At 71.8% G+C, this 26,354-nt stretch carries 24 protein-coding genes; 11 read left to right on the top strand and 13 right to left on the bottom strand.

Annotated elements, in window-relative coordinates; translation table 11 throughout:
- The first annotated feature begins 22 nt into the window (after positions 1-22).
- Genes EXU48_RS08800 through EXU48_RS08790 form a run of 3 tightly spaced genes read left to right on the top strand, consistent with a single transcriptional unit; the run spans position 23 to position 3,119 of the window.
- Complete coding sequence (locus EXU48_RS08800) at positions 23-1,357, top strand: ABC transporter substrate-binding protein (protein ID WP_133107287.1); 1,335 nt, start codon at positions 23-25, stop codon at positions 1,355-1,357.
- On the top strand, positions 1,354-2,295 hold the full coding sequence (locus tag EXU48_RS08795; protein ID WP_235856920.1) for a carbohydrate ABC transporter permease: 942 nt from the start codon (positions 1,354-1,356) through the stop codon (positions 2,293-2,295). The genes EXU48_RS08800 and EXU48_RS08795 overlap by 4 nt, the downstream gene beginning before the upstream one ends.
- Positions 2,292-3,119: a carbohydrate ABC transporter permease gene (locus EXU48_RS08790; RefSeq protein WP_133107286.1), complete on the top strand. Its 828-nt coding sequence runs from the start codon at positions 2,292-2,294 to the stop codon at positions 3,117-3,119. Before EXU48_RS08795 ends, EXU48_RS08790 begins: the two co-directional genes overlap by 4 nt.
- Positions 3,120-3,195: 76 nt before the next feature.
- Here EXU48_RS08790 and EXU48_RS08785 read toward each other — a convergent pair whose 3' ends face one another.
- On the bottom strand, positions 3,196-3,801 hold the full coding sequence (locus EXU48_RS08785) for a TetR/AcrR family transcriptional regulator (RefSeq protein WP_133107285.1): 606 nt from the start codon (positions 3,799-3,801) through the stop codon (positions 3,196-3,198).
- 102 nt (positions 3,802-3,903) lie between these two features.
- Here EXU48_RS08785 and EXU48_RS08780 point away from each other — a divergent pair, with 102 nt between their 5' ends.
- Together EXU48_RS08780 and EXU48_RS08775 are read left to right on the top strand one after the other, a co-directional pair.
- Positions 3,904-4,344 carry a DUF1772 domain-containing protein gene (locus tag EXU48_RS08780; RefSeq protein WP_133107284.1) on the top strand — a complete coding sequence of 147 codons (441 nt, stop codon included), beginning with the start codon at positions 3,904-3,906 and terminating at the stop codon, positions 4,342-4,344.
- Between the two features lie 105 nt (positions 4,345-4,449).
- Positions 4,450-4,677 carry a DUF6458 family protein gene (locus tag EXU48_RS08775; protein ID WP_133107283.1) on the top strand — a complete coding sequence of 76 codons (228 nt, stop codon included), beginning with the start codon at positions 4,450-4,452 and terminating at the stop codon, positions 4,675-4,677.
- Positions 4,678-4,733: 56 nt separating this feature from the next.
- Here the strand turns inward: EXU48_RS08775 and EXU48_RS08770 are convergent, their stop codons facing one another.
- Genes EXU48_RS08770 through EXU48_RS08760 form a run of 3 tightly spaced genes read right to left on the bottom strand, consistent with a single transcriptional unit; the run spans position 4,734 to position 6,696 of the window.
- Complete coding sequence (locus tag EXU48_RS08770; RefSeq protein ID WP_133107282.1) at positions 4,734-5,999, bottom strand: RNA polymerase sigma factor; 1,266 nt, start codon at positions 5,997-5,999, stop codon at positions 4,734-4,736.
- Entirely contained in the window at positions 5,996-6,343 is a 348-nt protein-coding gene (locus EXU48_RS08765; RefSeq protein WP_133107281.1) for a YciI family protein, read from the bottom strand. The genes EXU48_RS08770 and EXU48_RS08765 overlap by 4 nt, the downstream gene beginning before the upstream one ends.
- 2 nt (positions 6,344-6,345) lie before the next feature.
- Positions 6,346-6,696, bottom strand: coding sequence for a YciI family protein (locus EXU48_RS08760; protein WP_133107280.1), 351 nt, complete (start codon positions 6,694-6,696; stop codon positions 6,346-6,348).
- A 221-nt stretch (positions 6,697-6,917) separates the two neighbouring features.
- On the opposite strand from EXU48_RS08760, the gene EXU48_RS08755 reads away from it, so the two are divergent.
- Positions 6,918-7,817 carry an SDR family NAD(P)-dependent oxidoreductase gene (locus EXU48_RS08755; protein ID WP_165962735.1) on the top strand — a complete coding sequence of 300 codons (900 nt, stop codon included), beginning with the start codon at positions 6,918-6,920 and terminating at the stop codon, positions 7,815-7,817.
- Positions 7,818-7,820: 3 nt separating this feature from the next.
- Here the strand turns inward: EXU48_RS08755 and EXU48_RS08750 are convergent, their stop codons facing one another.
- The gene (locus tag EXU48_RS08750) at positions 7,821-8,930 is read right to left on the bottom strand and encodes a mandelate racemase/muconate lactonizing enzyme family protein (protein ID WP_133107278.1); all 1,110 of its coding nucleotides are present in this window, start codon (positions 8,928-8,930) and stop codon (positions 7,821-7,823) included.
- Between the two features lie 140 nt (positions 8,931-9,070).
- On the opposite strand from EXU48_RS08750, the gene EXU48_RS08745 reads away from it, so the two are divergent.
- Positions 9,071-9,988 (top strand): NADP-dependent oxidoreductase, encoded by a 918-nt coding sequence (locus EXU48_RS08745; protein ID WP_133107277.1) that lies wholly within the window; start codon positions 9,071-9,073, stop codon positions 9,986-9,988.
- A gap of 24 nt (positions 9,989-10,012) precedes the next feature.
- Here the strand turns inward: EXU48_RS08745 and EXU48_RS08740 are convergent, their stop codons facing one another.
- The 3 genes from EXU48_RS08740 to EXU48_RS08730 form a co-directional block, all read right to left on the bottom strand.
- Positions 10,013-11,980 carry a beta-galactosidase gene (locus tag EXU48_RS08740; RefSeq protein WP_133107559.1) on the bottom strand — a complete coding sequence of 656 codons (1,968 nt, stop codon included), beginning with the start codon at positions 11,978-11,980 and terminating at the stop codon, positions 10,013-10,015.
- Between the two features lie 342 nt (positions 11,981-12,322).
- On the bottom strand, positions 12,323-13,300 hold the full coding sequence (locus tag EXU48_RS08735; RefSeq protein WP_133107276.1) for a cation diffusion facilitator family transporter: 978 nt from the start codon (positions 13,298-13,300) through the stop codon (positions 12,323-12,325).
- Positions 13,301-13,318: 18 nt separating this feature from the next.
- On the bottom strand, positions 13,319-13,894 hold the full coding sequence (locus EXU48_RS08730) for a TetR/AcrR family transcriptional regulator (protein WP_133107275.1): 576 nt from the start codon (positions 13,892-13,894) through the stop codon (positions 13,319-13,321).
- Positions 13,895-13,946: 52 nt separating this feature from the next.
- On the opposite strand from EXU48_RS08730, the gene EXU48_RS08725 reads away from it, so the two are divergent.
- Entirely contained in the window at positions 13,947-14,306 is a 360-nt protein-coding gene (locus tag EXU48_RS08725) for a VOC family protein (RefSeq protein ID WP_133107274.1), read from the top strand.
- 89 nt (positions 14,307-14,395) lie between these two features.
- The gene (locus tag EXU48_RS08720; RefSeq protein ID WP_133107273.1) at positions 14,396-17,224 is read left to right on the top strand and encodes a right-handed parallel beta-helix repeat-containing protein; all 2,829 of its coding nucleotides are present in this window, start codon (positions 14,396-14,398) and stop codon (positions 17,222-17,224) included.
- Positions 17,225-17,242: 18 nt separating this feature from the next.
- Here EXU48_RS08720 and EXU48_RS08715 read toward each other — a convergent pair whose 3' ends face one another.
- The 5 genes from EXU48_RS08715 to EXU48_RS08695 form a co-directional block, all read right to left on the bottom strand.
- The gene (locus EXU48_RS08715) at positions 17,243-17,983 is read right to left on the bottom strand and encodes a hypothetical protein (protein WP_133107272.1); all 741 of its coding nucleotides are present in this window, start codon (positions 17,981-17,983) and stop codon (positions 17,243-17,245) included.
- Between the two features lie 48 nt (positions 17,984-18,031).
- The gene (amaB, locus tag EXU48_RS08710) at positions 18,032-19,603 is read right to left on the bottom strand and encodes an L-piperidine-6-carboxylate dehydrogenase (RefSeq protein WP_133107271.1); all 1,572 of its coding nucleotides are present in this window, start codon (positions 19,601-19,603) and stop codon (positions 18,032-18,034) included.
- A complete protein-coding gene (locus EXU48_RS08705) occupies positions 19,600-21,021 on the bottom strand; it encodes a VOC family protein (protein WP_133107558.1) in 1,422 nt (473 codons plus the stop codon). The genes amaB and EXU48_RS08705 overlap by 4 nt, the downstream gene beginning before the upstream one ends.
- A 130-nt stretch (positions 21,022-21,151) precedes the next feature.
- Positions 21,152-22,102 (bottom strand): GNAT family N-acetyltransferase, encoded by a 951-nt coding sequence (locus tag EXU48_RS08700; RefSeq protein ID WP_133107270.1) that lies wholly within the window; start codon positions 22,100-22,102, stop codon positions 21,152-21,154.
- A gap of 213 nt (positions 22,103-22,315) precedes the next feature.
- A complete protein-coding gene (locus EXU48_RS08695) occupies positions 22,316-23,272 on the bottom strand; it encodes a GAP family protein (protein ID WP_133107269.1) in 957 nt (318 codons plus the stop codon).
- Positions 23,273-23,394: 122 nt separating this feature from the next.
- Here EXU48_RS08695 and EXU48_RS08690 point away from each other — a divergent pair, with 122 nt between their 5' ends.
- Together EXU48_RS08690 and EXU48_RS24725 are read left to right on the top strand one after the other, a co-directional pair.
- A complete protein-coding gene (locus tag EXU48_RS08690; protein ID WP_133107268.1) occupies positions 23,395-24,870 on the top strand; it encodes a peptide MFS transporter in 1,476 nt (491 codons plus the stop codon).
- 54 nt (positions 24,871-24,924) lie between these two features.
- Entirely contained in the window at positions 24,925-26,328 is a 1,404-nt protein-coding gene (locus EXU48_RS24725; protein ID WP_133107267.1) for a sensor histidine kinase, read from the top strand.
- The last annotated feature ends 26 nt before the right edge of the window (positions 26,329-26,354 follow it).

Genomic DNA, 26,354 nt, shown 5'->3' with positions numbered 1-26,354 from the left:
GACCCTCGAAGGAGAGGCCCCCATGTCCCCCATCACCTCGCACTCGCGCTTCACCCCCTCGCGCCGCGCCCTGCTCCTCGGCGGCGCCGGGTTCGGTGCCCTCACCCTCGCCGGCTGCGGCGGCTTCGTGAATGACGACGGCGGAGGCTCGGGTGAGGAGTCCGGGTCCGGTTCGGGCGGTGGCACGGTCACGGCCTACCTGTCCACCGAGCAGAACACCGGCATCGAACCGCTGGTCGAGCCGTTCACCGCGGACACCGGCATCGAGCTCGACATCGCATCCGTGGCCGTGCCGGACATGAACCAGCAACTGCCGGTGCAGCTCTCCTCCGGCACCGCCGCCGACCTCTTCCGGGTCTCCCCCGGCTACTCCTCCAACGTGGCCGCCGGCGTGCTCGGCAGCAGCGGGGACCTGCTCGACCTCTCCGACGCGGCCTGGACCGGCGACATCGACGACGGCACCCGCGCCCTCTCCGACGTGGACGGCAAGACCTACGCGTTCCCCGTGGCCCGCAACTCCCTCGTGCTGGCCTACAACCTGGCCGTCTTCGCCGAACTGGGGCTCGAGCCGCCGACGACCTGGCCCGAGCTCCTCGAGGTGTCCCAGGCGCTGACCGATTCCGGGCGAACCGCGATCTCGCACGGACTCTCCGGCGGCGCGATCTACCTGCAGTTCTATGTGTACATCTTCGCCGGCACGCTCCTGTACGGGCCCAACCCGGACCTCGACGCCCAGATGCGCGCGGGCGAGACGTCCTTCAGCGACGAGCCCGGCTGGACCGAGGTGTTCACGAAGTACCTGGAACTACGGGACAAGGGCTTCTTCACCGAGGGCGCGCTCGGGGTCCCGCCGGACCAGGCGATGCAGGATCTCGCCACCGGGGCCGCCGGGATGACCGTGCTCACGAACTCGGGCCTGCCCGCGCTGTTCGAGTACTCCGAGTCCGGGGCGGAGGCGTTCTCGATCGTTGCGATGCCGTCGAGCGACGACGCCGGGGCGACCCTGTTGCCGACCGCGCCGGACTTCCTGGCTGTCAACGCCGCGGCGAAGAACCCCGACGGCGCCCGGGCGCTCCTGGACTTCCTCGCCGGTCCCGGGAACGTGGAGACCTACGCGAACACGCTCGCGGTGCTCCCCGGCCTGGACGTCGGCGCCGTCGTCGACAACCCCTCCCTCGAGCCGGTCCTCCCGCTGGTGGACGAGGGCCGGACCGTGCCGTACGCGAACTACCTGTGGCCCAACGGCGACGTGCAGCAGACCATGTTGCAGTCCGGCCAGCAGTTGTATGCGGACGAGATCACGATCCCCGACCTGCTCGCCCAGATGGACGCCGAGTACGCGAAGGGGACGCCGTGACCTCAGCCGTGACCACGGCGACGCCCCCACGACCGACCCAGCCCGCGCCGTCGGGCAGCAGGCGGAGCCTCACCCCGGCCGGGGTCCCCTACGCGCTGCTGCTGCCGGCGTTCGTCCTGTACGCGCTGGTGGTGCTGTACCCGACGCTGTCCGGGGCGCTGTACGCGTTCACGGACTGGAGCGGCCGGGCCGATGGCACCACGTTCATCGGGCTGGAGAACTTCGCGGAGATCCTCTCCGACGTGGCGGCCCGTTCGGCGCTCCGGAACTCGCTGATCATCGCCGTGACGGTGACGGCGGTGCAGACGCTCGTCGGGCTGGGCCTGGCGCTCGTGCTGCACTCCTCGCTGGTGACCCGCAACGTGCTGCGGACGCTGTTCTTCGCCCCCGCCATGCTGCCGCCGGTGATCATCGCGTTCCTGTGGACGTTCATCCTGACGCCGCAGGGGCCGCTGAACACGGTGCTGCGGGCGGTCGGGCTCGACTTCCTGGCCCAGAACTGGCTCGGGGAGAGCTCGCTCGCGCTGTGGACCGTGATCGGCGTGGTCATCTGGCAGAACGCCGGTCTGACCATGGTCATCTACCTGGCCGGGCTGCAGGGTATCCCGGCCGAGCTGAACGAGTCCTCGGAACTGGACGGTGCGACCTGGTGGCAGCGCACCCGCCTGATCACGGTGCCGCTGCTGATCCCGGCCACCACGGTCGCGATGTCCCTGACCCTGATCAGCAGCCTGAAACTGTTCGACCAGGTGTTCGCGATGACCGGCGGCGGCCCGGGCTATTCGACCGAGACCCTGTCCGTGATCATGTACAAGGAGGCCTTCGTGTCCGGGCGGTTCGGCTACTCCGCGGCGATCGCCCTGGTGCTGACCATGATCGTGTTCGCGTTCGCGATGGTGCAGCTGGGGGCCCTGCGGCGATTCGAGGTGGACCGATGAGGCAACGGTTCGGGGCGGCCCGGCTGAGCCGCGAGGTGCTGATGATCGTCTGCGCGTGTGCGTTCATCTTCCCGTTCTACGTGTTCTTCACGGTGGCCTTCAAGAGCCAGGCCGAGGTGGCCGCGAGCCCGCTGGCGCTGCCGACGTCACTGAACTGGGAGAACTTCGCGACCGCGTGGGACCGGGGCGAGCTCGGCACGGCGTACGTCAACTCGATCGTCGTGGTCGCGCTGAGCGTGCTGATCCTGGTCGGCTTCGGCTCACTGGCCGCGTACGTGCTCTCGCGCCGGCTGAGCCGCCTGAGCACGCTGACGTACCTGGTGTTCCTGCTCGGGCTGATGATCCCGCTGCAGCTGGGCATGGTGCCGCTGTACCAGGTCATGAACTCGGCGAACCTGCTCGGCACCTGGACCTCACTGATCCTGTTCGAGGCCGGGCACCAGCTGCCGTTCACGATCTTCCTGTACGCCGGGTTCATCCGCGCGCTGCCCCGGGAGTACGAGGAGGCGGCCCGGGTGGACGGCGCCGGCGCGATCACGATGTTCCGCAAGATCGTGTTCCCGCTGCTGCGCCCGATCACCGGCACCGTGGTGATCCTCACCGGCATCACCACCTGGAACGACTTCCTCACCCCGCTGCTGTACGTGGGCGGCAGCAACCAGCAGACCCTGCCGGTGGCGATCTACGCGTTCCGCGGCGAGTTCGCCACGGACTGGGGCGTGCTGTTCGCGGGTATGGCGATCGCGATCGTCCCGCTGTTGATCGTCTACTTCCTCCTGCAGAAGTACTTCATCATCGGGTTCGCGAGCGGCATCAAGGGCTGAGGTCCCGAAACCGCTGCCACCGCCGCGAGTCAGTCACCGACAACCGTCGGATTCGAGGCGTTGGCGACTTCCTCGCTCACTCCGATCCACCGGCATAGCGGCGGACGAGTTCCTCGACCCGGCGGTCCTCGTTGCCGGGCGACAGGCGCGCCGCGGACCCGAGCGTCGCGACGCCGTGCACCGCGCCCCACAGCACCTCGGCCGCCGTCGCCGGGTCCTCCGGCGGCCGCTCCTGGCTCCGAAGCACCTCGACGAGCGCATCGAAGGCGACCCGCATCGAACGTGGCGTCTGCTCGGACGCGAACGGCGCCCCGATGGGCAGGCGGAACATCGCCTCGTACGTCGCTGGATGACGTTCGGCGTAACCGAGGTACGCGGTGACGATGGCGCGGAGGCCGTCCGCGCCGGCCCCGCTCTCGCTCGGGTCGCCGACGCCGGTGCCGGACATCGCTCGTGCAAGTTCGTCGAAGCCGACGAGCGCCACGGCGGTGACGATCTCGGACATCCCACCGGGGAAGTGGGAATAGAGCACCGGCTGGCTGTACCCGATCGCGTCGGCGAGCCGCCGGGTGGTCACCGCCTCCCAGCCGTGCTCCTCCGCGAGCGCACGGGCCGCGGCGACGATCCGCGCCTCCCGCTCCGCGAGCCGACGTGCCTTGTGCGATGCCGACGATGAGGTCATCACCTCAGTCTAGCGCCGCTAGCATTTCCCTGCTACGTTTTCTAGCACTGCTAGTTCCGAGGTCGAGCCAACGAGAGTTGCGCGAAGTTCAGGGAGATGGACATGGAATGGTTGCCGATCGTCGCCGTGGTGGTCGTCGGGGTGATGGTGGGGGTGGAGGCCTCGGTCGCGTTCGTGATCAACCCGATCGTCGACGGGCTGCCCGGGAATGCGGGCATTCTGGCGCGCAGCAACGGCGCGCGGATGCTCGGGCGCGTGATGCCGTTCTGGTACATCGGCTCGCTCGTGCTCACCGCCGCCACGGCGTTGCTGAGCCCCGAGACGGCCTTACCGGCGTGGACGGCCGCGGGACTGCTGGTGGTCAGCGTGATCATGTCCGTGGCGCTGCTGGTGCCGATCAACAACCGGTCGAAGGGGTGGACGCCCGAGACCGTGCCGGCGGACTGGCGCGAGCAGATGGCACGCTGGGATGCGCTCCATTACGTGCGTGTGGCGGTGATCGTCGCCGCGTTCACCCTGCTGACCGTCGCGGTCGCCGGCTGAGGTGAAGCACCGCCACTACGGGCCACCCGACGTGCGGGCAGCGCCCGTCACCGGCACGATGAGGGGTCTGACCGGACGTTCGAGCCGGCGGAAGGGAACGCAATCGTGGGTATCGGTGGAGGCATCATCCTGATCGTGCTCGGTGCGATCCTCAGTTTCGGGGTGCGGGACCAGTGGGACGTGGTGGACCTGACCGTGATCGGGTACATCTGCATGGCCGCCGGGGTGTTGGCGCTGATCGTCGCCCTGGTCATGAACCGCCAGCGCACGAACACCTCGCACACCGTCGTGGAGCGCCGCGAGGGCCCGCCGCCGGCCGAGCCGCCCCTCTGAGGAACGAGCGACGGCGAGGTCCCGGCCGGGGAGCGTGGCCGCACCTTGGGCGTCGGTCAGGGGCACGTCGCCGTGGATTCGTCCTCGGCGAGTCCGGCCCGCCGCCGACGCAGGTGCTCCAGTTCGGCCTCGTTGCGGCACCTCGCGATCGCCTCCCCGTAGGCGACCCGCGCCTCATCCAGTCGTCCGGTCCTCACCAGCAGTTCCGCCCGCACGGCCGCCAGCCGGTGACTGCCCGGTAACTGGATGCGGTCGAGGGCGGCCAGACCCGCGTCGGGCCCTGCGGCCTCCGCGAGCGCCACCGCCCTGGCGAGTTCCGCGGCGGGCGACGGCGCGAGACGTAGCAGCGCGTCGTAGTGGTCGACGATGCGATGCCAGCGGGTCTGTGCGGCGTTCCCGACGATCACGTGCTCCGCGGCGATGCGTGCCTGCAGGAGGTAGCCGGCCGCCGTCGCTCCGAGGACGTGCGCGTCGCCGAGGCTGCGCAGCAGCGCGAGCCCTTCCTCGATCTCGTCGTGGTGCCACAACGTATGGTCCTGCTCCCCGAGCAGGACCAGGTCACCATCGGCACCCACCCGCGCATCTCGTCTGGAGTGCTGGAGCAGCATGAGCGCCAGCAGCGCCACGAGGACCGGTTCCCCCGGGCGCTCGTCGAGGACCACCCGAACCAGCCGGACCGCCTCGCCCGCGAGGTCGGCGCGCAGCAGGTCGGATCCGCTGCCGGGGGCGTAGCCGGCGGTGAAGGCGAGGTAGGCGATCTGGGCGACCGCGTCGAGCCGCTCCGGGAGCGCGTCCGCCCCGGGCACAGCCAGAGGGATTCCGGCGGAGACGATCTTCTTCTTCGCCCGCGTGATCCGCGCCGCCATCGTCGGCTCGGGCACCAGGAACAGTCTCGCCACGTCGTGCGTGCTCACGCCGAGGACGAGGCGCAGCGCAAGCGCGGCCGCGGCCTCGGCGCCGAGAGCTGGATGCGTGCACATCAGCACCAACCGCAGGACGTCGTCCTCGACGAGCCCGCCGGGATCGACCATCACGGCGGTACCCCCGGATCGCCGCTCGACCTCGGTCACCAGCAGCGGCGCACGGCGCTGCTGCATCGCCTCGGCCCGGAGCCGGTCGAGTACCCGGCGGGACGCCGCGGTATTGAGCCACCCGGCCGGGTTGGCGGGAACGCCGTCGGCGGGCCAGGCGCGGGCCGCGGCCTCCACCGCGTCCCCGAGGGCGTCCTCGACCAGGTCGAGCCGACGGTAGCGCGCGAGGAGCAGAGCCACCAAACGGCCCCACTCCTCGCGCACCACGCGTACCAGCGCGTCCTCGCTCACCTGACGGCGATCACCGGCCGGATCTCGAGGGAGTACGACGGCGGCAGCAGCGCCACCGCCTCGATGGCGGTGTCGAGGTCGGGCAACTCCACCTCGTAGTAGCCACCGATCATCTCGGCGGTCTCGGCGAACGGCCCGTCGGTGACGACCACCTCGCCGTTCACGTGCCGCACCGTGGTCGCCGTGTCGGTGTCGTCCAGCGCCGCGCTCGCGACCTGCTTGCCGTGTGCGTCGATGAACTCGGAGAACGCACCGTGCTGGGCGAAGAAGGCCGCCCGCTGCTCCTCGGTGGCGGTGGACCAGTCCCAGGGCTCATAGGCGATCAGGATGACGTAGTTCTTCATCCTCACATCTCCTGGACGGGGTTGATCTGGATGTCGTAGGCGGGCAGCTCCGCGATCAGCTCGACCAGGACGTCCCGGTCGGGCGCCTCGACGAGATAGAAGCCGCCGAGCTGTTCGACCGCCTCGGCGTAGGGGCCGTCCGTCACGGTGAGCTGCCCGTCACGGGTGCGCACCGTGCTCGCCGCGTCTCCGTCCGCGAGGGCCTCGCCGGCGAGGATCGTCACGCCCTCCTGGGCCGCGCACGCGGCGTCGAACGCCCCGAACTTCTCCATGAGCGCGCCCTGCTCCTCGGGGGTCTGTTCGTCGAACGCCTTCTCGGCGCCATCGGCCATCAACAGGACCACGAACTTCATCTCACTCCTCCTCGCCCAACGGGCTGAACTGTGAACCGGACGCAGTCATGGGTCCGATCCTTCCTGCTCGGGGCCGACGTCGCCCGCCGACCGGGCCGCATCGACGGCCTTACCTCCATGACGTACGAGCAGCCACGGTTTCGACAGCCGATCGGCCCGGATCCCAGCGGGAACGCCGAGGCTACACTCGGGGCGAGAACCTCGGCGAGGGCGGGGGCAACGTGGCGACATACGTGATGACCGGCGGGAGCTCAGGGTTCGGCGCCCGTGCCGCGGCGCGCCTGGCCGAGGCCCCGAACGCCCGGGTGATCGTCGGCGCCCGCTCCCCCGCGGACCCCGCCGATGCCCTGGACCTGACCCGGCTCGACTCGGTGCGCACCTTCGCGGCCTCGGTGCGCGAGCGGCTCGGCAACTCACGGATCGACGGTCTGGTCCTGAACGCCGGCGGGATCCGGGCCGACGCCGACGGGCGGACGCCGGAGGGGTACGAGACCACGTTCGTCCTGAACCACCTCGGGCACTACCTGCTCGTCCGGCTGCTCCTGCCGGTGCTGGCGGAGCGGTCCCGGATCGTGCTCACCACGAGCGGCACCCATGACCCCGCCACGAAGGCGGGGTTGGCCGTCCCCCGCCACGCGGACGCCCACCTGCTCGCCCACCCGGACCGCGACCCCGACCGGGATGCCAGGCCCCGCCGGGCCGGTCAGCACGCCTACACCGCGGCCAAGCTCTGCACGATCCTGAACGCGCGGTCGCTGCGGTCCAGACCGGAACTGCGCGACCGCGCGGCCACGGTGATCGCCTATGACCCGGGCCAGGTGTTCGGCACCGGCCTGGCCCGCGACCTCCCGGCGGGCATGCGGGTGGCGTGGTCGGTGCTCGGCACCGGTCTCGGAGCGCCACTGCGGCGCCTCCAACCCACCCTGAACACCGCGGCGGCCGCGGGAGGTGCCCTGACCGAACTCGCGGGCGGCAGCCACCCGGCCCCGGACGAGCGCGGTTACGCGGCCCTGCGCTCGGGCCGGCTGTCCTGGCTCGACCCGTCCACGCTCGCGGTCCGCGACGACCTAGCCGACTCGCTGTGGACCGACAGCGCGCGACTGGTCGGCCTCGCCGCGTGAGCCTCAGCCGACCGGGACCAGTGACCGCGTCGGCGCGGTGAGCTCGAGGCCGAACCCCGGTGCGTCCGGGACGCTGAGACGTCCCTCGACCAGGCGGTAGCCGTCCGCCGCCACCCCGTCGGTCACGCCCGGCACCCCCTCGACCGTGCGGACCGACCCCAGGCCGGCCGCGAGCTGGGCCGCGTACCAGGTCTTGATCGGCAGGCCCCACGCGTGCGGGGAGGCATCGACGCCGAGTTCCCGGACCGTCGGCATCACCCGCCGCCAGGACGTGAGCCCGAACGAGACGACGTCCATCAGGAGCACGTCGATGAGCCCGGCGGCCGCCAGGTCCAGCACCTGATCCTCGTCGGGCTCGAACTCACCGTCGGCGACCAGTGTCGACGAGCCGCGCTCCCGCAGGAAGTCGCGCACGAGCCGCAGTCCCGCCGCGTTCTCGTGGAACGGCTCCTCGATCCAGTACAGGTCACAGTCCGCGACCGCCCGCAGGTAGCGGACCGTCTCCTGGGGACTGAATCCGTTGTTGGCGTCGACGAGGATCCGTGCGTCCGGGTGGGCCTCGCGGACCGCGTGGGTGACCTCGACATCACGCGCGAAACCCTCCTCGCGGTCCAGCCAGCGGTGGCCGCGCCCGATCTTCAGCTTGAACGCCCGGTAGCCCGCCTCCCGGTCGGACGCGCAGTTCGCGAGCACCGCCCCCAGCCCACGCGGGGCCTCCTCGGGGTCGAGGTCGTCGAAGTAGATCGCGCCGGAGTAGCAATCGACCGTGGTCTCGCCACGGCCACCGAGCAGCTCGTGCACCGGCACCCCCAGGTCGCGGGCGGCCAGGTCGTGCAGGGCGAAATCGAGCGCCGAGGCACGCTCATCGATGACCCCGACCGCGGGATCGAACAGGGTGCCGACCGGCGCGCCCAGCAGCGCGTCCAAGCCGTCCAGCCCACCCCGCCCGAGCAGGCCCCACCCGCTCGCCCCGTCGTCGGTCCGCAGCTGGACGGCGGTCGCCGTCGGCCCGGAGCCGTGGCTTCCCAGGCGCGCGTTCCGCCCGATGCGGCGCGGGTAGCGCGCGGGGATCTCGGCGGTCTCGATACGGGTGATGGATCGGTCGGCCAGCATGGTGGGGCACGCTAGCACTGGTCCGCCCACCGCTCCATGACCCGCCCCTGCGTGTGCCCGATCCACGGGGGCCTGACACCGGGATCCGGCGTCAGGCGATACTGGTCGATGCCGACGAGGTCCGAACGTGGAGGTGTCCGATGAAGGCCATTGTGGTGACGGATCAGGCAGCGGGAACGGCCGGGATGACCCTGACGGAGCGACCCGACCCCGAGGCGGCCGGGAACGACGTCCTCGTCGAGGTTCATGCGTCCGGGTTCACCCCGGGTGAGCTGACCTGGCCCGGGACGTGGACGGACCGCCTCGGCCGCGACCGAACGCCGTCGATCCCCGGCCACGAACTGGCCGGTGTGGTCAGCGCGCTCGGTTACGGCACGAGGGGCCTGACGGTGGGCCAGCGGGTGTTCGGGCTCACGGACTGGACGCGCGACGGCACGTTGGCGGAGTACGTGGCCGTCGAGGCACGCAACCTCGCGCCGCTGCCGGGCGACGTCGACTTCACCATCGGCGCGAGTCTGCCGATCTCGGGCCTGACCGCATGGCAGGGGCTGTTCGTGCACGGCCGCTTCGACGTGGGGCAGAGCGTGCTGGTCCACGGTGCGGCCGGCGGGGTCGGGTCGATGGCGACACAGCTCGCCCAGCAGGCGGGCGCCCACGTGATCGGCACCGGACGCTCCGCCGACCGGGCGGCGGCGCTCGACCTCGGCGCCCACGATTTCGTCGATCTCGACAACGACGCGCTGGAGGACGTCGGCGACGTCGACCTCGTCTTCGACGTCATCGGTGGCGAGATCGGGGCGCGGTCCGCACGCCTGGTTCGACCCGGGGGAACCCTGGTCACCATCGCCGGCCCACCCGAGGCCCGCCCCGCTCAGGGTCTCGCGCTGGATTTCGTGGTCGAGGCCGACCGCGCCCAGCTCGCCGAGATCGTCCAGCGGGTGCGGGACGGGCGACTGCGGACGAGCGTCGGCACCGTCACGCCCCTCGAGGCGGCCGTCGCCGCGTTCAACCGGACCGAGCGGACCCGGGGCAAGACCGTCATCCGGGTCCGTCCCTAGCACGCTCCCCCCGGGCGTGGCTGCTCAGGCCTCCCGGACGACGGCGGAGCCCCAGCCGGGCACGGTGACGTCGCCATCGTGCACGGTTCCGGTGATCAGGTCGGTACCGCGCGCGGGCACGCTCGCCGTGGCGTCGGTGTGGTTGAGCACGAACAGGTAGGACGCGCCGTCCTCGCCGGCCCGCCGGACGACCTCGACGCCGGGCGCGGTGGCGGCGGCCGCCTCGACCCCGGACTCGGCGAGCAGCTCCGAGACCAGCCACGCCACCCCGGCCTCGTCCTGCCGCGTCGCCGCATACCAGGCCGCGCCCGTTCCGACCTCGTTGCGCGTGACGGCGGGCCCGCCCGGCAACGGGCCGTCCACGAACGACCGGAGCACCTGCGCGGAGGTGACGCGGACCCGCTCGGTCCAGACATCCGCCGTCGTCCCGTCATCGAGCGCCACGCGCTCGTCCGCGAGCAGCGGGAAGAACTCGTCCGTGTTCACCCCGAGCAGGTCCCGGAACGCACCCGGGTAGCCGCCGAGGCGCACGTGGTCGTTCTCGTCGACGATGCCGGAGAAGTAGGTGATCAGCACGCTGGCGCCACGCTCGGCGGCGGCCGCGATGTTGGCGGCCCCCTCGTCGGTAACCAGGTACAGCGTCGGTACCACGACCAGGTCGTAGCCGGACAGGTCGGCGGTCGGGTTCACCACGTCCACGGTCACGCCACGTCGCCAGAGCTCGCGGTAGAGCGCGCGCAGCCGGTCGAACGCGGTGACGTCCTCGCTCGGGTGCGAGTCCAGTTCGACGGCCCACCAGTTCTGGTAGTCGAACACGATCGCCGCGCGCGCCTGCACGCGCGACCCCCGCACGTCCGCGATCGCCCGCAGGGTCTCGCCCAGGCGCACCGTGTCGGACCAGATCTCGGAGTTCCGGCCGGCGTGCGGCACCAACGAGGAGTGGAACTTCTCCGCGCCGGCCCGGGACTGGCGCCACTGGAAGAACATCACCGAGTCCGCGCCTCGGGCGACGTGGGCCAGCGAGTTCCGCAGCATCTCCCCCGGCCCCTTCGCGCGGTTGCGCGGCTGCCAGTTCACGGCGCCGGTGGAGTGCTCCATGAGGATCCACGGCCTGCCCTTGGCGGTGCCACGGGTCATGTCCGCGGCCAGGGCGAGGTCGATCTCGCGCTCGGCGTCTGCGGCGACCGTGTAGTGGTCGGTCGCGACCACGTCCACCTCGTCGCCCCAGCGGTAGTAGTCCATCCACTTCGTGCCCGGCCCGACCATGAAGTTCGTGGTGATCGGGACCTCGGGCGTGATCTTGCGGACTGCGTCCCGCAGCAGCGTGTAGTAGCTGAGCAGGGTGTCGGAGGAGTACCGCGCGAAGTCCAGCTGCTGGGTCGGGTTCGCGTAGGTGGGGGCGGCCCGCGGCGGCAGGACGTCCTTGAACGAGTTGTACTTCTGCGACCAGAAGGCGGTGCCCCAGGCCTCGTTCAGCGCGTTGATCGACTTGTACCGCTTGATCAGCCAGGCCCGGAACGCCTTCTCGGCGGACTCGGAGTAGTCGTGCGGGACGTGGCAGCCGATCTCGTTGTCGACGTGCCACAGCGCCAGCGCGGGGTGACCCGCGTAGCGTTCGGCGACCGCCTTCGCCATCTTCACCGCGTAGTCGCGGTAGACCTTCGAGGAGATCGCGTACGCCTGGCGCCCGCCCTGACCGAGCACGGTGCCGTCGGCGAGCCGGGGCAGGATCTCCGGGTGCGCCATGGTCAGCCACGGCGGTGGCGACGCGGTCGCGGTCGCCAGCGCGACCCGGATCCCGGCCGCGGCGAGCCGGTCCATCATGTTGTCAAGCCAGGCCCAGTCGTAGCGGCCCTCGCGCGGCTCGATCGTGGCCCAGGAGAAGATCGCCAGGCTGACGATGTTCACCCCGGCCTCCCGCATCAGCTGGACGTCCTCCAGGCGGGTGGCCATCGGCCACTGCTCCGGGTTGTAGTCGCCGCCGAAGCCCATGCCGGTCAGCGCGATCGGCCAGGCGTCCGGCTCCGGCTCGACGGCGGGGGTCACCTCGGCGACGGCGTCACCGTCGGTCGTGGCAGCCTCAGCGGCCGCGCCGGGCTCGGGCGCCGTGATCGCTTCCGCGGAAACGTCGGGGTCCTGGTCGACGGCGGGGGTCGCCTGCTCGTCGACGTCACCGTCGACGGCCGCCGCCTCGGCGGCCGCATCGGGCTCCGGCGCCGCAGTCGCATCCGAGGACGCGGCCGGCGCTGCGCCGGTGGAAGCAGCGGGATCCGTTGGGTTGGCGGCGGGGTCGACAGACATGCGCCGAAGCGTATTCAACGACCCGGGTGGAACCTAATCCCCGGCGTGGCCACCGTCGCCGGCCCGGGCCCCGAGACCGAGGTCCAGGTCGGGGGCATCCGGCGCGGCCACCGTGAGCACGGCCCGGATCACGCTCGGCGTCGTCTCGATCCGCTCCTCCAGTGCGCGCAGACGCGCCCCGACGTGCGACTCCACCTCGTCGCCGACCAGGTCGAGGGTCGCCACCAGGTACACCTGCCGCGGTCCGACGAACTCGATGTGCAGCTGGGTCACCCGGCTGACCTCCGGGACAGCGAGCAGGGCCTCCACGACGCGCGCGCGGACCGCCGCTGACACCTCGACCCCGACCAGGAACCGCCGGTTGCGATCCACCAGGATGATCGCCACCACGCCGAGCAGCAGGCCGACCAGGATCGAACCGATCGCATCGGGGACCGGGGAGCCGGTGAGCTGGTGGGCCAGCACCCCGCCGGACGCGATCAGGATGCCCAGCACCGCGGCGAAGTCCTCGGCGAACACCGCCCGCAGGGTCGGGTCGGAGGTGGCGATCGCGTGTTCGAGCAGGTCCCGGCCGCTTTCCTTCGCGCCGCGACGCACCTGCCGGTAAGCCTGCCGGAACGAGGTGCCCTCAAGCACGAGCGCGATCGCGAAGACCACGTAGGCCACGGCGAAGTTCGTGGCGGGCTCCGGGTCGGTGAGGCTCTGGATGCCATGCATGATCGAGACCGCCGAGCCGGCCACGAACAACCCGAGCGCCGCGAACAGGGACCAGACGTAGGCCTCGCGCCCGTACCCCAGCGGGTGCGCCGGATCCTGCGGACGGCGGGCGCGACGCTCGGCGATCATCAGGAAGATCTCGTTCCCGGTGTCAGCCCAGGAATGCGCCGCCTCGGCGACCATCGAGGCCGACCCGGTGATCGCCCCCGCCGCCGACTTCGCGACGGCGATCAGCAGGTTCGCACCGAACGCGATCAGGACCGTGAGACTGACCCGCTGCCGGCGCTCGCTCACATCCGCAACCCTGGCACTTCAGCCCCGGAGCAGCCACCTCAGCCCGGCACGCACGTCGGCCGGGTCACCGCCGTCCGCCACCGACCGCAGCGCCTGCCGCCACGCCGCCGCGAGGATCGCGGCCGTCGCGCCCGCCCGGCCCGGCACTGCACGCAGGAGCGCCGCGGCGATGACGTCCGCGCCGCCGTCGGGCCGTGGCTCCGCCAGCACCCGGGTGACGCCGAACCGCACCGCCGCGTCGAACGCGACCTCGAGCGCGGCCGCGAGCGCGGACCGGTCCACCACAACGGCATCGTCGGCGCCGACCGGCCCGGCGCCGACGGGCTCCTCCATGGCCGACCCCCCGGCCACCGCGACCGCGTCCAGGGCACTCTCGATCCGCTCGACCATGCGCTTGTCCATCTCGTCGCGGACCACCGTGAACAGGCCGAGCTTGTTGCCGAAGTGGTGATAGAGCGAACCGGTGGTCACGCCCGCGGCGCGGGCGACCGCCTGGACGCTCAGCGCCTCGTACCCCTGACGCTGGAGGTGGTCGATCGCCGCGTCCAGCAGTCGCGCCTTCGCGCTGCCCGGGAGCGGAATCCAGTCCGTCATCCCGACACCATAAACCATTGACGGCCAAACATAATCCATTTACGGTTCTGACATGGCACTCAAACTCACGATGATCTACCAGCCCGTGGCCGATCTCGATCGCGCGGTCACCTTCTACCGGGACACCCTCGGGTGGGACGAGGCGTGGCGGATGGGCGAGACCACCGCCGCCTTCAAGATCCCGGACTCCGAGATCGAGCTGATGCTCGACGTGGCCACCGACGACCCGCACGGCCAGTCCGGTTTCTACGAGGTCGCCGACGTCGACGCCTACTTCATCGAGAGGAAGCAGTCCGTGGCCTTCATCGTCGAGCCGATGGACCTGCCGCCGATCCGGTACGCGGCGTTCACGGACCCCGACGGCAACGTGTTCCGGATCTACCACTCGACCGACGAGGCTGCCGAGGCCTGAGGCGGGCAGCCGGGGGTTCCCGTATCAGGGAATGAGCGATACGGTCTCAGGAAATCTGAGATACACAATTGAAAGCAGGGGGAACTGCGATGCGCACCGCCGGAGGCCGGACCGCCGTGCACGACGACCGGATGGGCGACCATCGAGACCTCCGCCGACGCCTGGCGGCGTTCGGCTCGGCGGTGGTGGCAGCGGCCGCGCTGACGCTGTCGGGGGCGCCGCCCGCAGCGGCCGCCGGCATCACCTGGTACGTCGACCAGGCCGCAGGAACCGACGGATCGGAGTGTGGCGAGACCGCCGAAGCGGGTGCGTGCGCCACGATCGGCGCGGCACTCACGCGGGTCACGGCCGATGACATCGTGGCGATCGCGGCCGGCAGCTACGCGGAGGCGCTGACGATCACCACCCCGGTCACGCTGCAGGGCTCCGCCGCGGGCGACGTGACGCTGACCGGCACCAGCCTCGACGACGCACCCACGGTGCTCGTCGATGCCGGCGGCGACGTGACCCTCGCCGACCTGAGTCTCGTGGCCGGGGACGTCACCAGCGCGTTCCGGCCGGTGATCCGAGTCTCCGAGGACCGGAGCGTGACCCTCTCGCGAATCGACATCTCGGGTGGGGCGTCGTCCCTTGGAGCCGTCGGCGTGCTCGGCGAGGGCGGCAGCACGATCACCATCGAGGACTCCGCCATCGCCGGCGTCGGCTACGGCGTCGTCGGCGGCGACCCCGTGCTGGACCCCGGTGCGGGCGCGGCGCCGGTGACCGTGGCCATCGGCGAGACCGCCATCATCACCTCCGGCGTGGGCGTTGCCATGATGGCGGGCGTTGCGACGATCACCGGTGGCACGGTGAGCGGCAGCCTCGGGGCCGGCCTGCTCGGGTACACCCCCGACGCGGCGTTCGACGTGACCGGGACGGCGATCACCGACAGTGGCGAGCCCGCGGGCGGGACCTACCGCGGCGGGGTCGTGTTCCAGCAGGGTGGCACGTTCACCGGCCACGACGTCACGATCTCCGGCAACGACAACGGCGTGATGCTGGGCGAGGGCGGCGCCGTCACGCTGACGAACAGCACCGTCGCCGACAACGGGGCCGGGATCCTCGCGACGTCCTCGACCGGCGACGGCACCCTGGTGCTCACCGACAGCGTCGTGACGCGCAACCGGGGTGACGCCGACGGCGCGACGGCACTGGGCGGCGTGTTCCTCGACGGCTTCGATGCCGTCCTGACCGACACCGAACTCAGCGCGAACGAGGTCGGGCTGTACGCGGAGTTCGCCGAGGTCACCATCACCGGTGGCGTCGTCGCCGACAACCACCTGGCCGGCATCTTCGCCGCCGAGCGGCCGCGTTCGGCGGAACGGACCACGGTCGATCTGACCGGCACCGAGATCACCGGGAACGGGCTGGACGTCGACGGGCCGGCGGCCTCCTTCGGACTCGGAGGCATCGCGCTCCGATTCTCCGCAACGGTCACCGGCAGCGACCTGACCATCTCCGGCAACGCGCTCGGCGCGTCCGTCCAGGGCGGCACCCTCCGGCTCGAGGACAGCACCGTCCGCGACAACGTGCGCACCGCCCTCGATGAGGGCATCGGGTTTCCGATCACGGGCCACGGCATCCTGGCCGCCCCCGCCGGCTCCGAGTGGCTCGCGGACGTCCGGCTCGTGCGCACCGACGTGACCGGCAACGAGGCCAGCGGCCTCGTGACGGGGGCCGGTGCCGCGGCCCGCATCCTCTCGAGCACCGTCGCCGGCAACGGCGCTGCCGGCATCAGCCTCGCCGGGCTCGAGACCCCGGACTACCCCGTAGCGACCCTGTTGCTGGCCGGCAGCACGGTCGCGCAGAATGCCGAGGGCGGGCTCGTCCTGGGCCAAGACGCCGCACCGACCGTGATCGGGTCGATCGTGCACGCTCCTGAGGGAGTACCCGCCTGCACCGGCGAGACGGCCGGGCTGACCGACGGCGGCGTCAACGTGGCCTCCGACGACACCTGCGCACTCGACGCCGGCACCACCGTCGTCGCGGACCCACTGCTCGAGCCGCTGAGCAACAACGGCGGGCCGACGCGAACCACGCTCCCGGGACCGACCAGCCCGGCCGTGAACCTGGTCGCCCCCGGCACCTCGGTGCCGTGGGACGGGGACACGATCGACCTGTGCCCCGGGACCGTCGACCAGCGCGGACCGGGCTTCCCGCGACTGGTCGGTGAGGCCTGTGACGCCGGTGCGGTGGAGCGTTCCGGCGGGGTCGTCACCGTGACCGCGAGCGACGCGACCACCTATGAGGGCGCCTTTGAGCCGGAGGTGACGGCCGGCTACACCGGTCTGCTGGGCGGCGACACCGTCGAGGACCTGGACACGCTGCCCACGTGCGGCTACGACGTCGACGCGGGCACCACCTCCTGCAGCGGCGGCGTGGACGACTTCTACTCGTTCCTCTACGTCGACGGCACCCTGACCGTGCTCGACCCGCTGGTGATCGTGACGGAGTCGCTCCCGGCAGCGACGGTCGGCGAGGAGTACTCCCTCACCCTGGAGGCGACCGGCGGCGACGGCGGCCCGTACACATGGGGCCTCTTCGAGGGCGAGCTTCCGGCGGGCCTGGGGCTCGACACGGCGACGGGGGTGATATCCGGTGCTCCCGAGGTCGCCGGCGACGTGACCTTCACCGTGTTCGTGGGCGACCCGATCACCAGGGAGTTCACCCTCAGCGTCGCGGCCGCGGCCCCCGAGCCGACGAGCCCACCGGCCGACATCGACCCGACCGGTGCTCCGCCGGCCGACCAGGACCCGGGCCTGCCGACCACCGGGTCCGACACGCTACCGGCCCTGGCCGCCAGCGCGGCGATCCTGCTTCTTGGCACCGCCCTACTGCTCGTCCGCCGGCGCCTCCAGCACCCGCGGCCGCTGTCCTGACGAACGCGGCGCGTCGTCTCAGGCGACGCGCCGCCCGCGCACGCGCCGCGTGATCGCCGGCCAGCACAGCAGCAGGACGAAGCCGGCGAGGAGCAGGCGCACGATCCACAGCCCGAGGGGCCAGACGACCTCGTAGGATCCGGGGATCCCGAGGACGGCCGCGATGATCTGGCCTCCGCTCGATCGACCGGGAGCCAGCCCGTCGAGCGAGCCGGCCAGGATCAGGATCAGCGCGGCGAGACCCAGCAGGAGGAAGGACCCGAACCCGATCCTGCCCCCCTCCTTGTCACCGCGCGCCCGTGCGATGAGGGCCAGGACCAGCTGCGCGAGCGGGAACACCACGAAGAACCAGAGCAGGCCACCCATGAGGATTCCCAGGTAGGCCAGCAGGAGCATCCCGGCGAGGGTGCCGACGGCGCCCCACCCGGTCTCGTAGGCGAAGTACTCGGGATCGTCCAGGACGGCCGGGATCGAGCAGAGCACGATCGAGACCGGCAGCACTCCGAGCACCCACCAGAGCATCCCGCGGCTGAGCGGCCGGTTCCGCTGGTGCGCGCGCATCACGACCTCGATGATGAGCGCGCTGGCGACCATCGGGATGCCGAAGATCGCGCCGATCGGCGCCGCACCGTCGTGCGCAACCGGATCGAGCAGGAGCAGCGGCACGGCCGCGATGAGGACCGCGACGATCGAGATGACACCGACCACCACGGTGACCTCGAGGCGCTCGTCCGCCTCACCGGCCCTGCCTGCCGCCATCCCCACCCCCGCCGTCTCCGGGCGAGATGCTACCCGGCGGCGAGCGGGTCACCCGAAGTCGACGCCCTGGGCGAGCGGCAGATCGGCGGAGTAGTTGATCGTGTTCGTGGCGCGGCGCATGTAGGCCCGCCACGCGTCCGACCCGGACTCGCGTCCGCCGCCGGTGCTCTTCTCGCCGCCGAACGCCCCGCCGATCTCGGCGCCGGAGGTGCCGATGTTGACGTTCGCGATGCCGCAGTCCGAGCCGTCCGGTCCGAGGAACCGCTCGGCCTCGCGCTGGTCCAGGGTGAAGATCGACGAGGAGAGTCCCTGCGGCACCGCGTTGTGCATCGCGATCGCCTCGTCCAGGTCGGAATAGCCGAGCACGTACAGGATCGGCGCGAACGTCTCGGTGTGCACGATCGGGCTCTGCGCGGGCATCTGCACCAGGGCCGGGGTGACGTAGGCGGCGTCCGGGGCCGCCGGGAGCGCGTGTGCCTCGCCGCCGGTGACCACCGTGCCACCCTCGGCCCGGGCCTGCTCCAATGCCGCGAGCATCCGGTCACGGGCGGCTGCCGAGACCAGCGGCCCGACGAGCGTGCCCGCCTCGCGCGGGTCCCCGATCGGCAGGCCGCGGTAGGCGCTCGCGAGCCGCTCGAGCACCTCGTCGACGACCGAGGTGTGCACGATCAGCCGCCGCAGCGACGTGCACCGCTGCCCGGCGGTCCCGACGGCGGAGAACACCACCCCGCGCACCGTCAGGTCCAGGTCCGCCGACGGCGTCACGATCGCCGCGTTGTTGCCGCCGAGTTCCAGCAGCGTGCGTCCCATCCGGGCTGCGACGACCGGCGCCACCTCGGCACCCATCCGCTCCGACCCGGTCGCCGAGAGGAGCGCCACCCGGGGGTGGGCGACGAGCGCCTCCCCGGTCTCGCGCCCGCCGAGGATCACCGTGGCGAGGTGCTCCGGCGCGCCAAGCTCGGCGGCGGCCCGGCGCAGCAGGGCGGCCGCCCCGAGCGCGGTCAGCGGCGCGGTCTCGGACGGCTTCCAGACCACGGGGTCCCCGCAGACGAGCGCCACCGCCGTGTTCCACGACCACACCGCGGCCGGGAAGTTGAACGCGCTGATGACGCCGACCACGCCGAGCGGGTGCCACGTCTCCATGAGCCGGTGCCCGGGCCGCTCGGACGGCATCGTGCGGCCCTCGAGCTGGCGGGACAGCCCGACGGCGAGGTCGCAGATGTCGAACATCTCCTGCACCTCACCGAGCGCCTCGGCGGTGATCTTGCCCGCCTCCAGCGTGACCAGGGTGGCCAGGTCCGCCTTGTGCTCGCGGAGCAGGTCCCCGAACCGGCGCACGAGCGCGCCGCGAGCCGGCGCGGGCACCAGCCGCCAGGTCAGGAACGCCTCGTGAGCACGGTCGACGGCGGCCCCCACCTCCTCGGGCAACGTCACCGGCAAGGGGAACAGGCCGTGCCCGGACAGCGGCGACGTCGGCGTGAAGGAGGGTGCGCCGTCGGGCGCCGGCGGCAGTTGGGCACCGAGGCGCCGCAGCGCCTCGAGGGCCGCCTCGCGCGGGTCCGGCAGGTCGCTGGCCGCGTCCTTGAGGTGCCCGACGGCGGGGGTGGCGTTCGTGGTCATCGTGGCCCTTCGTCGGTGCGGGCGCGGGAGGCCTCGCTCTGTGCGGCGTACAGGTCGAACGGGTCGAGGAGGTCGCGTCCGAGCGCGCCGGCCAACCAGTCCGCGTCGAGTGTCGCAGCCTCCTGGGTGCTGTCCTTCGCGCCGCGGTCGGTCAGGTTGGAGGCGAAGATACCCGCGGCCGAGGCGGGCAGGAAGTCCTCGTAGACGATCGGGGTGCGGGCACCGGCCGCGTCATAGGTGAAATACGCCAGGCCCTCGCTGTCGAGCTCGGCCTCGGTTCGGGGAAAGTCGCGGGCCCAGATCTCCCGGAGGATGCCCTGGCGGTGGGCGGCCGCGGCGCTGCCGGCGGCCCCGACCGGGCCGGCGGCACCCACAGAGCCCACGCCGCCAACGCCACCCACGCGGCCCACGCCGCCACCGCGCGGCGCCCCGGCCATCGCGTCGGGTTCGCCGCCGGCGTCGGCGCGCTCGCGCGCCTCGACGATGGCGGCGTCGTAACGCTCCCGTCCGGCGCGGGTGAGCGCGATGCCGCGTGCCTCGACCTCCCCGAACCGGACCCGCAGTGAGTCCAGGACGATCTCGCCGTCGGGCATCCGGAATGCCCGCGGCTCCGCCAGCGCGCGGAACGAGGTCTGGCGCAGCAGCAGGTCCGGGCCGTCCCAGCGCGGTGGGCCCTGGACGTCGTCGATCATCGTGATGCCGCGCGCCGACATCCGCTCGTAGAGGGCATCGATGTCGAGTACCCGCGGGGTGAGGTGGTTGATGTGGGTGCTGGTGACCCCGCCGATGTCCGCGGCGACGGCCGAGACCCGCTCCAGCTCGGCGTACCAGGCCCGGTCGACCGGCTCGGGGGATAGCTCGAACGTCGCGGTGGCCAGGCGCAGGAACTCCTCGGCGCCGGTGGCGTCGAGCCCGCCGCCGGACTCGGCACGATCGGAGAGCGCGAGCAGGTCCGGGGAGAAGATGCGCCGCCGTCCCAGGAACTCCTCGAGCCGGACCTGCAGGTCGGCCGAGAAGAACCGTCGGTCGCCCGGCGTCAGCACCGAGGTGAACACGCGGAGCGGGTTGCGGGCGAGCTCGTCGGCGTCGACCGGGCGGAACGCCGTGGACACCACCGGGATGGCGCTGGAGCCGGCGTCGCGCAGGTCGTAGAACCCGACCGGGTACATGCCCAAGGCACCGAACACCCGGGCCACCTGGCTCAGTTCGGTCGGCGTGCCGAGGCGGATCGCGCCGTGCCGCTCCGCGGTGACCCGGCCGATGCTGCCGAGTCGCTGGGCGGCGGCGGGGTCGGCCGCCATCACGTCGGAGTTCACCTCGTGGGCGACGTCCAGAAGCGCCGTGTAGGCGGGCACCTCGCGGCCGTACATGTCCGAGAGGCTGCGCGCGAACGCCGCCCGCAACTCCCAGGTGACCATCTCCGGCACGCCCGCTCCTCGCCTCGACACCGGCCCTCAGGCTAGTCGAGATCTCACCATGCGGACACCCTCGTCAGGTGCGTCGCCGTGCTGGCGGAGAGATCTCTCTGACCTGCCGGAGACGGTCCCCTCACCCGAGCGTCAGGTCGATGCGCGCCGAGGTCGGCTGCCACCCGGCCCGTTCGAACCCACCGATCATGGCGAGATTGTCGTCGTCGGTGTCGGCGATCAGCGTGTGTGCCCCCGCGGCCACCAGGTCTCTTGTTGCCGCGGCGACCAGCTCACCGCCGAGACCGCGTCCTCGATGCTCGACGGCGACCCCCACGGCGACCACGTACGCGCTCCCACTCGGGAGGGCGACCCAGGAGGCGAAGCCGGCGTCGACGCCGTCGATCACCGCGAACCGGATGCACTCGATCGGATCCGAGTCGAGCAGGTCGGTGGCCTGCTCCGCGGCCGCCTGCGCGAGCCCGACTCTGGCCACCAGGTCCTGGTCGCGGACGTCCAGCGAGCCGGGCAGCACCCGCTCGAGCAGGGCGACCAGCCTGGCAGGGTCGGCAGGGTCGGCAGGGTCGGCAGAGCCGGCCCGTTCCAGGTGGACCGAGAGTGGCACCGCGGCACTCGCCGCCGCGACGTCCGCCGCGGCCACGTGGTAGTGCCTGCGCGTCACGTGGACCCGCCATCCGGCCCTGCCGAACGCGGTGACCACCCGCGCCACGCCGGGATCGGCCAGTGGTTCGGCTACGGCGTCCGCCTCGAACGAGGCCTCCGCCTCCGGATAGCCGCGTGCCCACGCCGTCGCCGCGTCGACGAGCAACGCGGCCGCGGCCTCAACTCGTGGCATCGCGATCATGTCGATGAGGGCGAAGTCACCGAGCAGCCGAGCGGCGATGAGTCCGCCGACACCCGGGTCGCCCCGCAGGGCCCACACCCGCTCGGGTGCGCGCTGCCCCTTGTCGAAGAGCCGGTCGAGGGACGGCTGCGCGAAGAGCAGCCGCTGACCCGGCGTGTCGGGGACGGGGGTATGGCTCGAGATCAGGTCGATGGCCTCAGTGCGGGAGGCAGGGGAGAACAAGTGCACGCGAGATTCCTTACGGTCCGGCGCGCCCGAGGGCGCTGGCAGTGGCGCACGCTCCCACCGTCGACCGTCGAGGGTGAACCTCAGACGATCCCGGGGAGGGCGGCGCGGTACATGGCGAACATGCGCGGCCTCCTCTCACACTCGTGCCCTGAGAACGGGCAACGCGGTCGAGGCTAGCAGTCCCGACGAACACGGGGCCGGCTGCGCCGCCGACTACTCGGGCGTCGCGGGTGCCTCCGGGCCGGCAGGGCCGGTGGGGTCGACCGGCCTGCCCTCACCCACATTCACTCCGAACGTGTTCGACAAGTCGTTGATCATCTCGAACAGCCCGACCTGGACGGCGGCGTCCCGGGCGATCAGGAAGCCCGCGATGCCCATGATCCAGGCCACGGTCTCCCCGGCCGACTTCGCCATCCAGTTCGCGATCCGCTGGAGCACCGGCTCCACCGTCCGACGGGCGAGGATCCGACCGCCCAGCAGTACCAGCGCGGGCACGATCATGACGAGGCAGTAGCCGGCGAGCAGCACGACGCGTTGCGGCCAGGTGAGGTCGGCGCCTGTCATCAGCCCGATCGCACCGAGGTAGGGCAGCATGGTCGCGACCTCGAGGACCGCAGCACCGAGCGCGAGCCCGATCAGGGACGCGTACCCGCCGCGGCCCTCGGTCGCCACGGTGCGCTCGCGCCAGCGGGCCAGCCGCCCGGTCGGCGCCGGGGCAGCACCGGCATCGACGTCCGGATCCGACCCGGCGGGCCCCCGCCCGCCGGGCCCGCTCTCCCCCGACTCGTACCCGGCGCCGTCGTCGCCCACGCTCCGCCCGCCCACGGTGACGGCGTCCACCCCGGCCGAGGCGCCGCCGTCGGGCTCGGTCTTCTTCTTCCGGCCCACGAAGAACGAGCCGACGAACAGGGCCACGCCCAGCGCGAGTTGTCCCCACGTCAGGATCGGCGACTCGGACTCGATGATCGAGGCCAGCCCGCTGGCGCCGGCCAGTAGGGCCAGGCCGACGCCGAAGTAGAACACCGCGACGGTTCCGAGGAAGACCAGCACCCGCTGCGCGCGCAGCCGACCCGGCGCCAGCATGAGCCAGATCGGGATGAGCAGGGTGCCGAAACTGGTCGAGTCGATGAGGGCGAGGCCCGCGAGCGGGCCGAGCAGCGAGAAGGACATGCTTCCACTCTCACGGTGGCCGACCCCGCGCACATCGGGCAAAGGACGCAGGTCGCGACGTCACTCCTTCGATGGAGATTCCCCCGCGTGCGAGCGCTCGGCATCGGTGCCACGCTCGCAGGATGACTGAGGGCGACACCGCCACGGAACCTGTCGCGGCACCGACGCGAACCTTCTTCGGACACCCCTGGGGCCTGGCGAACCTGGCCGGCGTCGAGATGTGGGAACGGTTCAGCTTCTACGGCATGCAGGGCATCCTCGTCTACTACCTGTACTACTCCGCGACCGCGGGTGGCCTCGGGCTCACGCAGGCCGAGGCCACCTCGATCGTGGGTGCCTACGGCGGCCTGGTCTACCTCTCCTCGATCCTCGGCGCCTGGGTGGCGGACCGGCTCCTCGGGGCCGAGCGGACCCTGCTCAGCGCCGCGGTGCTGATCATGTGCGGGCACATCGCGCTGGCGGTGGTGCCGGCGTTCATCGGCGTGGGCATCGGCCTGGTCTGCATCGCGCTCGGCTCGGGCACGTTGAAGGCGACCACCAGCTCGGTGCTCGGCGACATGTACACCAAGGACGACACGCGCCGCGACGCCGGGTTCTCGATCTACTACATGGGCGTGAACCTGGGCGCGCTGGTCGGGCCGCTGCTGACCGGGCTCGTCTGGAAGATGCAGGGCTTCCACTGGGGGTTCGGGCTCGCCGCGCTCGGCATGGCGGCCGGGTTGATCCAGTACCTGCTGCTGCGCCGGTCCACGATCGGTGACGCCGGCGCCGAGGTCACCAACCCCCTGGACCACCGTGGCCGGATCCGATACCTCGGGATCGCGGTCGGCGCCGTGGTGCTCGTCGCGGTCCTGGCCCTGGTGGGGGCGATCACGGCGGCGAATCTGTCCACGATCGTGGTCGTGGTGACGCTGGCCGCCACGATCGCTCTGTTCGCGATCATCCTGAGTTCGTCGCGGCTCAGCGATGTCGAACGCAGCCGGGTGATCTCCTTCATCCCGATGTTCGTCGCGAGCGCGGCGTTCTGGTCCCTGTTCCAGCAGCAGTTCACGGTGGTGGCCGTGTACTCGGACGAGCGGCTCAACCGGGAGATCTTCGGCTGGGTGATGCCGCCGAGCTGGATCCAGTCGATCAACCCGATCTTCATCATCATCTTCGCCGGGGTGTTCGCGGCGATGTGGCAGCGCATGGGACCGCGGCAGCCGACCTCCCCGTGGAAGTTCGCGATCGGCACCACCGTGATGGGGATCGCCTTCCTGCTGTTCATCCCGTTCGCGGGCGGCGGTCCGAACAGCACGCCGCTGCTGTGGCTGGTACTGATCCTGTTCCTGTTCACGATCGCCGAACTGTGCCTGTCCCCGGTCGGGCAGTCGCTGTCCACGAAGCTCGCACCCGAGGCGTTCCACACGCAGATGATCGCGCTGTTCTTCATGTCGATCGCGGTCGGTTCCGCGGCGGCCGGCGCGCTCGCCACGTTCTACGACGCGGACAACGAGACGCCGTACTTCCTGGTCCTCGGTGGCGCGTCGATCCTGGTCGGGGTCCTCGTGGCGGCGATGAACAAGTGGATCACGAAGATGATGGCCGGGATCCACTGACCTCCATCCTTCGGCCGATTCCGGCGCGGGCGCGCCGTGTGCTGGGATGGTCGGGTGGCATTCGTGATCGAGTTCTGGCGATGGGCCCGGGCGACCCCTCGACGGCGGGACGTCACCGACGCCGTCGCCGTGGTGATCGTCGGGGTGCTGCTCATCGTCACGGACCTGACCGGCGGCCTGTTCTACACCTGGCCGTGGCCGCCGGCCGACCCCTGGTGGCACCTCGTCCCGCTGGTACTCGGCGCCGCGGTCATGCTCGGCAAGCGCCGACACCCGATCGCGGCTCTGCTCGGCGGCGTGGTGGTGCTGGCCGGGGATGCCCTGCTCGGCGGCAGCATCGGCGTGATCCTCGTGCTCTGGGACCTGCTCCACTCCGCGGCGCTGTATGCGTCCAGCCGCGCGGTTCGCATCATCATGGCCGTGGTCGTCGGGGTCATCGTGGTGACGTTCGTGGCGGCCTGGCTGGTGAGCGGCGACCTCCGGTTCGCGCTCGCGAACGGGCTGCAGTCGTTCGCGCTGTACGCGACCCCGCTCTGGTGGGGCGGCTCGGTGCGCGCACAGAAGGAGGTCGCCGATCTCGCCCACGCACGCGCGGCCGATCTCGAGCGGCTCACCGCGATGCGCCAGGCCGAGCGGCTGCGGGACGAACGCGAACGCATGGCCCGCGACCTGCACGACGCGATCTCGGGCAACCTGTCCGCGATCGCCATCACGACCGAGGCCGCACTGGCACGGCCCGACGGCGGAGCGGACCGGGCGGCGTTGCTCGCCGCCCGTAGGTCGTCGGTGTCCGCCCTCGCGGAGATGCGTTCGATGATCACCCTGCTCCGGTCCGGCGACGAACCCGAACTCGCCCCGGCCCGGCTGAGCGACCCCGTCGAGCTCGCCGGACTCGGCGCGGCGCACCACCTGGACCTGACCCTGCCGGAGCGGTCGGCCGCCGACGGCCTGCCGGCGGCCGTGGACCAGGCCGCGTTCCGGATCCTGCAGGAGGCGCTCACGAACGCGGCCAAGCACGGCGCCGGCGAGGTCGCGGCGGCCCTCACCCACGACGACGGCACCCTCCTGATCGAGGTGAGCAACGCCGTCGGGCCGGTACGCCGAGCCGATTCGACCGGCTTCGGGCTGGAGATCATGGCCGAGCGAGCCACCGCCGTCGGCGGCACGTGCACGGCCGGGCCCGACGGCGGACGGTGGGTCGTGCGGGCCCGGTTGCCCGCCGCGGGGGTCGGGCAGGCGGGAGAGCCGGGTGGGCCGGATGAGCCGGGCGAGCCGGGCGGGCCGGGCGAGCCGGGTGGACCAGGTGAGCCGGGTGGGCCGGGCGAGCGGCCCGGCCGCGGTCACGATCAACTCGACCACGGCCCGGACGACCCGACCGCCGACCGACCGACCGACGACCTGCGGGCCGCGCCGACGCCGTCGGGCGTTCGCCCCGTCGACCCCGAGGAGCACCGGTGACGATCCGGGCCCTGATCGCCGACGAC

Source organism: Occultella glacieicola, from assembly GCF_004353825.1.
Classification (GTDB): domain Bacteria; phylum Actinomycetota; class Actinomycetes; order Actinomycetales; family Beutenbergiaceae; genus Occultella; species Occultella glacieicola.
The sequence above is the reverse complement of the archived record's forward strand: the minus strand, read 5'-3'. Positions and strand labels throughout refer to the sequence as shown.

Coding starts and splice junctions, on each gene's coding strand:
- EXU48_RS08800 (WP_133107287.1), top strand. CDS start 23: ATGTCCCCCATCACCTCGCACTCGCGCTTCACCCCCTCGCGCCGCGCC.
- EXU48_RS08790 (WP_133107286.1), top strand. CDS start 2,292: ATGAGGCAACGGTTCGGGGCGGCCCGGCTGAGCCGCGAGGTGCTGATG.
- EXU48_RS08785 (WP_133107285.1), bottom strand. CDS start 3,801: ATGACCTCATCGTCGGCATCGCACAAGGCACGTCGGCTCGCGGAGCGG.
- EXU48_RS08780 (WP_133107284.1), top strand. CDS start 3,904: ATGGAATGGTTGCCGATCGTCGCCGTGGTGGTCGTCGGGGTGATGGTG.
- EXU48_RS08765 (WP_133107281.1), bottom strand. CDS start 6,343: ATGAAGAACTACGTCATCCTGATCGCCTATGAGCCCTGGGACTGGTCC.
- EXU48_RS08760 (WP_133107280.1), bottom strand. CDS start 6,696: ATGAAGTTCGTGGTCCTGTTGATGGCCGATGGCGCCGAGAAGGCGTTC.
- EXU48_RS08750 (WP_133107278.1), bottom strand. CDS start 8,930: ATGCTGGCCGACCGATCCATCACCCGTATCGAGACCGCCGAGATCCCC.
- EXU48_RS08745 (WP_133107277.1), top strand. CDS start 9,071: ATGAAGGCCATTGTGGTGACGGATCAGGCAGCGGGAACGGCCGGGATG.
- EXU48_RS08740 (WP_133107559.1), bottom strand. CDS start 11,980: ATGGGCTTCGGCGGCGACTACAACCCGGAGCAGTGGCCGATGGCCACC.
- EXU48_RS08730 (WP_133107275.1), bottom strand. CDS start 13,894: ATGACGGACTGGATTCCGCTCCCGGGCAGCGCGAAGGCGCGACTGCTG.
- EXU48_RS08725 (WP_133107274.1), top strand. CDS start 13,947: ATGGCACTCAAACTCACGATGATCTACCAGCCCGTGGCCGATCTCGAT.
- EXU48_RS08720 (WP_133107273.1), top strand. CDS start 14,396: ATGCGCACCGCCGGAGGCCGGACCGCCGTGCACGACGACCGGATGGGC.
- EXU48_RS08715 (WP_133107272.1), bottom strand. CDS start 17,983: ATGGCGGCAGGCAGGGCCGGTGAGGCGGACGAGCGCCTCGAGGTCACC.
- amaB (WP_133107271.1), bottom strand. CDS start 19,603: ATGACCACGAACGCCACCCCCGCCGTCGGGCACCTCAAGGACGCGGCC.
- EXU48_RS08705 (WP_133107558.1), bottom strand. CDS start 21,021: ATGGTCACCTGGGAGTTGCGGGCGGCGTTCGCGCGCAGCCTCTCGGAC.
- EXU48_RS08695 (WP_133107269.1), bottom strand. CDS start 23,272: ATGTCCTTCTCGCTGCTCGGCCCGCTCGCGGGCCTCGCCCTCATCGAC.
- EXU48_RS08690 (WP_133107268.1), top strand. CDS start 23,395: ATGACTGAGGGCGACACCGCCACGGAACCTGTCGCGGCACCGACGCGA.